The 8,302-nt window shown below is 43.5% G+C and carries 6 protein-coding genes, 1 pseudogene and 1 riboswitch; of the genes and pseudogenes, 1 reads left to right on the forward strand and 6 read right to left on the reverse strand.

The features are described from left to right. Window positions 1-23: 23 nt before the first annotated feature. The 3 genes and pseudogenes from V7Z64_RS02470 to V7Z64_RS02480 form a co-directional block, all read right to left on the reverse strand. Window positions 24-920 (reverse strand): restriction endonuclease, encoded by an 897-nt coding sequence (locus V7Z64_RS02470; RefSeq protein WP_297991918.1) that lies wholly within the window; start codon window positions 918-920, stop codon window positions 24-26. Window positions 921-1,150: 230 nt separating this feature from the next. After that, window positions 1,151-2,590: pseudogene (locus V7Z64_RS02475) on the reverse strand (vitamin B12-dependent ribonucleotide reductase); the annotation flags it as partial. 159 nt (window positions 2,591-2,749) lie between these two features. Further along, on the reverse strand, window positions 2,750-3,586 hold the full coding sequence (locus tag V7Z64_RS02480; RefSeq protein WP_091700597.1) for a lipoate--protein ligase family protein: 837 nt from the start codon (window positions 3,584-3,586) through the stop codon (window positions 2,750-2,752). Between the two features lie 127 nt (window positions 3,587-3,713). On the opposite strand from V7Z64_RS02480, the gene V7Z64_RS02485 reads away from it, so the two are divergent. Beyond that, a complete protein-coding gene (locus V7Z64_RS02485; protein WP_003394080.1) occupies window positions 3,714-4,085 on the forward strand; it encodes a rhodanese-like domain-containing protein in 372 nt (123 codons plus the stop codon). A gap of 26 nt (window positions 4,086-4,111) precedes the next feature. Here the strand turns inward: V7Z64_RS02485 and gcvPB are convergent, their stop codons facing one another. Genes gcvPB through gcvT form a run of 3 tightly spaced genes read right to left on the reverse strand, consistent with a single transcriptional unit; the run spans window position 4,112 to window position 8,017 of the window. After that, entirely contained in the window at window positions 4,112-5,566 is a 1,455-nt protein-coding gene (gene gcvPB / locus V7Z64_RS02490; protein WP_442885000.1) for an aminomethyl-transferring glycine dehydrogenase subunit GcvPB, read from the reverse strand. Further along, entirely contained in the window at window positions 5,559-6,905 is a 1,347-nt protein-coding gene (gene gcvPA / locus V7Z64_RS02495) for an aminomethyl-transferring glycine dehydrogenase subunit GcvPA (protein ID WP_297991913.1), read from the reverse strand. The genes gcvPB and gcvPA overlap by 8 nt, the downstream gene beginning before the upstream one ends. A 17-nt stretch (window positions 6,906-6,922) precedes the next feature. Continuing rightward, window positions 6,923-8,017 (reverse strand): glycine cleavage system aminomethyltransferase GcvT, encoded by a 1,095-nt coding sequence (gene gcvT / locus V7Z64_RS02500; protein WP_003394073.1) that lies wholly within the window; start codon window positions 8,015-8,017, stop codon window positions 6,923-6,925. A 141-nt stretch (window positions 8,018-8,158) separates the two neighbouring features. Further along, a riboswitch (glycine riboswitch) is annotated at window positions 8,159-8,247 on the reverse strand. Window positions 8,248-8,302: the final 55 nt, after the last annotated feature.

Consider the following 8,302-nt stretch of genomic DNA (forward strand, 5'->3'; position numbering starts at 1 on the left):
CTAACGGTTCATTTCCCGTTAGCTCAGCATACGTTTTCATTACACACGCTTTTCATAAACTTAAGAAGTTCTTTTCTCCCTAAATCTTTTCCGAAAACAGCTTTTGAAATCACTCTAAGATCCTTTACTCCAAACAAATCGTGAATTTCATTTAATAATGGGGCAATAACTGTACTAACTTTATTCCACTTAGCATTGAGAACAATCTCTTTATTTAGTTTCGACCATTGAATAGTGTAATCTCTTATTTCGACATGTAATATCTCCCTTTTACTAACGTACACTTCAGTCGCTTTTTTTATTGCATTCTTCCCAGCACAAGATTGACTACAAAATTTTCTTGATGAAGTTTTTATTACAGTGAAGCAGTCACCGCAGTTCTTGCAAACCCTTTTTTCCCTAGGAATTTTAATCTTTCCTTTTTGTGATAATCCAGACTTTCTTAAACCTTCTAACATTCTTTGCTTTGCATAGCTATCAGTTTCCCACAATTTCTTTGTATGTTCACCAATTTTTTTCTTTGTATCCTCTCGATGCTTCATACTGTAATGACCGTTTAAACTACCAAAAGCGACTTTACTAATAGTAGTCTCATTTGAATTTATCCATTCTTCGATAGTACCCGTCAACGTAAAAGGCAAATGTTCATAGATTACTCGCAGTTTCTCATAAGAAACTAGCTCACATTCAATGCCATATTTACGATGAATTTCAGTTAAATCATTTAAAGCCTTTTCTATCTCCTTCTTGTTCCTTGATTTAACTTCCACTATTCTGCAAACATTCCCATTATTATCGTAAATAAAGAAGTCTGGTTTATATAACCTATAACCTAGATCAAAAACTTGATCCTCGTAGCCCCATTGAATTGAATGATAATCTAAATATTTGGCATATGCATATTCATAAGAACTTCTCAAATAAAAACCTCTGTAAAATCCGGCATATCCCCTATTCATCCGGCAGTACACCGTCCTTGCAAAAAGCGTGTGTAATGCTGCGGCCTCTTGCGGAGATTATATTCTGCCTTTTTAGACAGGTTCACTCCGTATGCGTTGCCCCTGACTGAGTTTTTAGGCTCAGCCTTCGGTTCAGGTTCCCATCTCAGGGTTCCTGCTTCATTCCGCAGTTTTTTACGTGAGGCAAACTATTCACCACACGGATTTGTTGCAACAACTTTTTGTCCGTACGCTCTTGCATTCGTCATGTCGTTGGCGTTGTCGATAAAGAAAATACCTGGTTCGGCAGAATACGTTGCGCAAATGTTAATGAGTTTCCATAGCTCGCGCGCACGAATTTTCCGGTAAACACGAACGCGATAGCCCATTTTCTCCCATTCGCGCACATCGCCGACTTCATGCCATTTTTCGTTGTAGATGCGCATTTCTTCTTCCGAATACGTCTCAACATCTGGAAAGCGCAATTCATACTCTTCATCTTTCTCTACCGCTTCCATAAACTCTTTCGTTAAACAAACAGAAATGTTCGCTCCTGTTAAAAAGTCTGGATTGTGGACGCTATACGTGCCACCTGTGCGCAACTTTTCTTCCGCATCTTTAATGATTTTTTCCGTGAACCCGCCGTACCCCGGGATGTTTTTATAATTAACAATCCCTTGATACATTGCGCGTTCTTGTTCAGTAAGTGGCGTAAATTTTAATTTTTCTTTCGCTGCTTTTTGAATGCCTTCGTCTTCCGTATTTTCAAGTAAATAGCGTAAAATGCGCGGATTTTGCATTTTGGAAATGATGAATTCAATAATGTCCGGATGCCAATCGGCTAACATAATCATTTGTGCGCCCCTGCGACTACCACCTTGTTCGACAAGATGGGTTAATTTTGCGATGTCGTCAAGCCATGATACGGACCCGGACGATTTTCCGTTCACTCCGCGCGCGAGTGTGTTACGTGGACGAAGGGTAGAACCGTTCGTTCCTACACCGCCGCCGCGGCTCATGATTTCCATCACCTGTTTGCGATGCTCAGAAATGCCTTCGCGCGAATCTTTCACAAATGGCATGACATAACAGTTAAAGTACGTCACTTCTGTTCCAGAACCTGCACCGTACAATACGCGACCAGCTGGAACAAAATGAAGGTTGACGAGCTGTTCATAAAATTTTTCAAACCACTCTTGCCGCTTTTCTTCTGTTTGTTCCACCGCAGCGAGCCCGGTTGCGTTCCGCTTCGCAATTTGTTCATAATAAATTTCTAACGGCTTTTCAATGACATCGAGAGAGCGAACAACGATCCCTGTTTTCGCCTCTTCTCCTTCCAACACATGGCGATACTCTTCCTCAACAAGTACATGCGCCTTTTTCTTTTCCCAGTCAAGCTCGACAATAAATCCAAGACCACGCGCCGGAAACTTCGGATCTTCCTTTACCGTCAAAACGACAAAATCACCGACGCTTAACGTCAACTTTTCCGTATCTTTGAACGAATAACGATCGAGCATAACTAAACGTGACACACCTTTATATGTAATGTGCATCTCAGGAGTAATCGGGTGCACTTGCGGAAACAGGCGAATGTCTTCGTTCAACTTGTCCACATTCACTATCATTTTTTCAGAAAACGCAACCGTCATGTTTACCTCTCCTCTACCAACATAATCTTACTACATTAAACTACCATATATCGACAACAAGAATCAATAAAAAAATCAATATGTAGTATGATTTTTTACAAAACACATACTACATATTGATAATTAAGTCAAGTGTTTTTTGTTTGTCAAGAGGAAAATTTATCGTTTAAAATTCCATTCATCCGTTTCATATTTATTTCTTGCCAATTGCTGAACGTAAGAAAGCTCATCATCGGTTAATTCGTACCGCTCAAGCTGAATGTTCAAACCTTTTTCAAAACCTTTAAAAAATGCTTCTTTCGCCTCATCGATTGTCACGTTGCGCCCCGTTAACTCGTTGATGGCGACCGCCTTATGTTTAAAATTTTGTCGCAATCTCTCTTTAACTCGCTCATTCGGATATTTAAACAAACGAAACAGCATCTCCTCGTCTAAATCCAATAAAATGGAGCCATGCTGTAAAATGACGCCTTTTTGTCGCGTTTGTGCGCTCCCTGCCACTTTTCTTCCTTCGACGACGAGCTCATACCAAGAAGGAGCATCGAAGCAAACGGCCGAACGTGGGTTTTTCAAATCCGCTTTTTCTTCTTCTGTCTTCGGTACAGCAAAATACGCATCAAGGCCCAAAAAGCGAAAACCTTCTAAAATGCCTTGCGAAATGACGCGATACGCTTCCGTCACCGTTTGCGGCATGGCTGGATGCGCCTCTGACACAATCACACTATACGTCAACTCTCGATCGTGAAGCACGCCCCGTCCACCTGTTGGCCGTCTGACAAAGCCAAGTCCATACGTCTTTACTGCTTCCATATCGATTTCTTTTTCAACTTTTTGAAAATATCCAATTGAAAGCGTCGGTGGATTCCAACCGTAAAAACGGATCGTTGGTGGAATTTTCCCTTCACTATGCCATTCCAATAGCGCCTCATCAAGCGCCATGTTAAACGCTGGGGAACAATTGCCTGAGTCAATGAATCGCCATACTTCTTTTTCCATCTACCCCACCCTTTCCTCTATCATTTTATAGTGTACCAAACGTCATAAGTCAATGGAAAATGCTTTGCTTCTTGTCCAAAACATTTATATAATAGACGTGGCAACGATGAAAAAAAGGAGGGGCATCATGACAACGGTTCTTATTATTCTCGGAGCAATTATTGTGTACGCGGTCATTACATACTTTTACCAAAAGAAAGTGGTTACGACGCTTACGGAAGAAGAATTTCGGGCCGGCTACCGAAAAGCACAACTCATCGACGTGCGTGAACCAGATGAATATGCTGCTGGTCATATTTTAGGGGCGCGCAATATTCCGTTTTCACAGCTTCGTTTCCGCATGAAGGAATTGCGTAAAGATCAACCGATTTATTTATATTGCCAAAGCGGACTCCGCAGCGGCCGCGCTGCCCAAATGCTATACCGAAAAGGATATCGTGACTTATACCACTTAAAAGGTGGCTTCAAAATGTGGACAGGAAAAGTGAAGAAAAAATAAGGTGCCAAGCAAAAATGCTTGGCACTTTATTTTTGATAGCGTAAAATGGGCTTGCGGGCAGCAGTTGTTTCATCTAGACGTTTCACAACCGTTGTATGAGGCGCTTCTTGAACGATTTCCGGCGTTTCCTCCGCTTCTTTTGCGATTTGAATCATCGCATCAATGAAGGCATCGAGCGTTTCTTTAGACTCGGTTTCTGTCGGCTCGATCATCATGCACTCTTCGACGATCAACGGGAAGTAAATCGTCGGCGGATGATATCCGAAATCAAGCAAACGCTTGGCGATATCAAGCGTGCGCACTCCTAATTTCTTTTGTCGCTTGCCTGACAAGACAAATTCGTGTTTGCAATGACGGTTGTATGGCAAATCGTAATATTCCGCTAAGCGGCGCATCATGTAGTTTGCGTTTAATACCGCATATTCTGTTACAGCCTTTAAGCCGTCTGGACCCATCGAGCGAATGTACGTATAGGCGCGAACGTTAATGCCGAAGTTGCCATAAAACGGCTTCACACGTCCGATCGCTTGCGGTCTGTCATAGTCGAAATAGTAGCCGTTTTCTCCTTTTTCGACTGTTGGCTTTGGTAAAAATGGAATGAGCTCAGCCTTCACACCAACTGGACCTGAACCGGGACCGCCGCCACCATGCGGACCGGTAAATGTTTTATGAAGGTTTAAATGCACGACATCAAAGCCCATGTCCCCTGGTCTTGCTTTACTTAACACCGCGTTTAAATTCGCACCGTCATAGTACAACTTTCCACCTGCAGCATGCACGATTTCTGCCATTTCTAAAATGTTTTCTTCAAATAATCCGAGCGTGTTTGGGTTTGTAAGCATGAGTGCTGCTGTATCCGGGCCGACAACGCGACGTAAATCGTCTAAATCAACGAGCCCTTCTTCTGTCGATTTGACCGTGACCGTTTCAAATCCCGCCACCGTTGCTGAAGCAGGGTTTGTTCCATGGGCTGTATCAGGGACGATGACTTTCGTTCGGTTGTAATCACCGTTTGCTTCATGATAGGCATGAATCATCATAAGCCCTGTCCATTCGCCGTGCGCGCCAGCTGCTGGTTGCAACGTCACCGCATCCATACCGGTAATTTCTTTCAAATGTTCCTGTAAGTCATACATTAATTCAAGTGCCCCTTGTACCGTTTCTTCCGGCTGAAGCGGATGAATGTGGGCAAATCCAGCAAAACGGGCAACATTTTCGTTTATTTTCGGGTTATATTTCATCGTACAAGACCCAAGCGGATAGAAGCCAGAATCGACTCCATGATTGCGTTTGGATAACGCTGTATAATGGCGCATAATGTCAAGCTCTGATACTTCTGGGAGGTCTGCTTCTTCTTGGCGAATGTAATCGTTTGGAATCACTTGTGCGACGTCGATCGCCGGTACATCTAGCTCGGGCAAGCTGTACCCTATGCGTCCCGGCTTGCTTAACTCAAAAATAAGCGGTTGGTCTTTATGCATGATAATCCCCCAATTCTTTTACAATAATGTCAATTTCTTCTTTCGCCCGCAATTCCGTTACCGCAATTAACATACAATGTTGCAGTTCCGCATAATCACGGCCAAGGTCATAGCCTCCGATGATTCCTTTCTCCAATAGCTTTTTATTTACTTCTGCTACCGGTTTGTTTAGACGGACGACAAACTCATTGAAAAACGGCCCTGAAAACACGACATGAAAACCAGCGTTTACGAATGCTTCTTTCGCATAGTGCGCTTTTTGAATGTTCATCGTCGCCATTTCTTTGACGCCACGTTTGCCGAGGGCGGTCATGGCTACCGATGCAGCGAGCGCATTTAACGCTTGGTTAGAGCAAATATTTGATGTTGCTTTATCGCGGCGAATGTGTTGTTCGCGCGCTTGTAACGTCAACACAAAACCACGGCGTCCTTCTTCATCTGTCGTTTGTCCGACGAGACGCCCTGGAATTTTGCGCATGAGCGCCGATTTTACTGCAAAATAACCGCAATGCGGACCGCCAAATTGCGTTGGAATGCCAAAGACTTGTGCATCGCCAACAACGATGTCTGCCCCGAACTGACCAGGTGGTGTCAATATTCCTAGAGCAAGCGGATTGCTTGCGACAACAAACATTCCTTTATGTGCATGAGCGATTGGCTCAATGTCCTTTAACGGTTCAATTTGTCCAAAAAAGTTCGGATATTGTACGATGACACATGCCACATCTTCATCCATCTCTTCTTGTAGCACTCTAATGTTTGTCACACCGTTTTCATACGGAATTTCTACCACTTCTAGCCCCGGACCTTTGGCGTATGTTTTCACAACCTCGCGATATTCTGGATGTACTGCGCTAGATAACAACACTTTTTTCTTTTTCGTATGCGCGGCGCTTAATAACGCAGCTTCAGCTAGCGCTGTTCCGCCATCATACATCGATGAATTCGCGACATCCATACCCGTCAGCTCACAAATCATCGTTTGAAATTCAAAAATGGCTTGTAGCTCACCTTGCGAAATTTCCGGTTGATACGGTGTATAGGCAGTATAAAATTCTGAACGTGAAATCACGTGATCAACGATCGTTGGAATGTAGTGGTCGTACACCCCTGCACCTAAAAATGAAGGATGCGTCTTAATGTCGACGTTTTTCGCCGCCAGTGCCATGAGTTCTTTCATTAACTCCGGCTCTGATTTGGCTCGCTTAATGTTATACTCCCCTTGAAAACGGACGCTTTCAGGGATATCTGCAAACAGTTCATCAATGGACTGTACCCCGATCGTTTGTAGCATTTGTTGTTTATCCTCTTCCGTCATTGGCAAATAACGATGAAGCATGACTCTCTCTCCTCACATTATTTTGTGCGCTTATAAAACGGTGTCGCCACCACTTTCGCTTTTAATCGTTTTCCGCGAATATCGACTTCCACTTCTGTATGAAGCGCGGTATATGTTGTTGAAAGCAGTGCTAAACCGATATTTTTTTTCAATGTTGGCGATTGCGTTCCTGTCGTCACGACCCCAACTTGTTCTCCGTTTACATATACCGCATATCCGTGACGCGGAATGCCTTTGTCAATCATTTCAATACCGACGAGCTTGCGTGCCGTTCCTTCTTCCTTTTGTTTTTTCAATACTTCTTTTCCGAAAAAGTCGACGTCTTTATTCGTTTTGACCGCAAATCCAAGCCCGGCTTCAATCGGCGTAATGTCACTTGCCAACTCTTGCCCATAAAGCGGCAAGCATGCTTCAAAGCGAAGCGTATCACGCGCACCAAGTCCGCACGGAATTACCCCTTCTTCTCTTCCTGCCTCTAAAATGGTGCGCCAAACGGTTTGTGCATCTTCTGCCCGACAATATATCTCAAATCCATCCTCCCCTGTATATCCTGTCCGCGATACGAGCGCTTCAACCCCAGCAACACGTATACCATCAGCAAAAGAGAAAAATTTCATTGCAGACAAATCAGTAGCTGTTAATGTTTGTAATACTTTCTCAGCAAGCGGTCCTTGAAGCGCTAATTGTGCGATATCGTCGGAAACGTTGACGACTTCCACATCACCAAACACATGCTCCTGAAGCCATGCAAAGTCTTTTTCAATATTTGCAGCATTCACTACAAGGAGATAATGATCGTCGGCCTTTTTATAAATCAACAAATCATCAACCGTTCCGCCATCTTCATAACACATGAGCGTATATTGGGCGCGACCGTCCGTTAATTTGGCAACATCGTTTGTCATCATTTTTTGTAAAAAAGGAAGACTATCCTTCCCCTTCACTTCAAATTCGCCCATATGTGACACGTCAAATAATCCTGCTCTCGTTCTTACTGCCTCATGTTCTTCTTTAATGCTTGAAAACTGCACCGGCAATTCCCAACCACCGAAATCAATCGTTTTTGCGCCATGCTCTACGTACAAAGGAAATAACGGCGTTCTTTTTAACATATGCTCCCTCCTTGTTCATAAAAAAAGACAGACGACCCCCATATTGTCATATGGTAGTCTCTGTCCTTTCACCTGAAAGTTTCCCTATATGCATAGGTGTCCTCGTGGGTGGTTCACATGCGTGAACGCTCTCCAGAGCCGCGTCAAACAAGAGTTCTTTTGCCTGAGAGATTCGTGTTTCCACTTGCTCCTTCGGCGCTACATCTCGTAGTCTCTCCCCTTGTTGTCATCCGCCTGTATACAATTGTCTTCCTTGTGCCAAACTACACGTAAACGTATAAATAA

The sequence above is a fragment of the Anoxybacillus sp. genome (assembly GCF_036834105.1).
Lineage (GTDB): Bacteria > Bacillota > Bacilli > Bacillales > Anoxybacillaceae > Anoxybacillus.

Bases quoted from the DNA above. Each gene is read 5' to 3' on its own strand.
- V7Z64_RS02480 (WP_091700597.1), bottom strand. From the start codon at position 3,586: ATGGAAAAAGAAGTATGGCGATTCATTGACTCAGGCAATTGTTCCCCA.
- V7Z64_RS02485 (WP_003394080.1), top strand. From the start codon at position 3,714: ATGACAACGGTTCTTATTATTCTCGGAGCAATTATTGTGTACGCGGTC.
- gcvPB (WP_442885000.1), bottom strand. From the start codon at position 5,566: ATGCATAAAGACCAACCGCTTATTTTTGAGTTAAGCAAGCCGGGACGC.
- gcvPA (WP_297991913.1), bottom strand. From the start codon at position 6,905: ATGCTTCATCGTTATTTGCCAATGACGGAAGAGGATAAACAACAAATG.
- gcvT (WP_003394073.1), bottom strand. From the start codon at position 8,017: ATGTTAAAAAGAACGCCGTTATTTCCTTTGTACGTAGAGCATGGCGCA.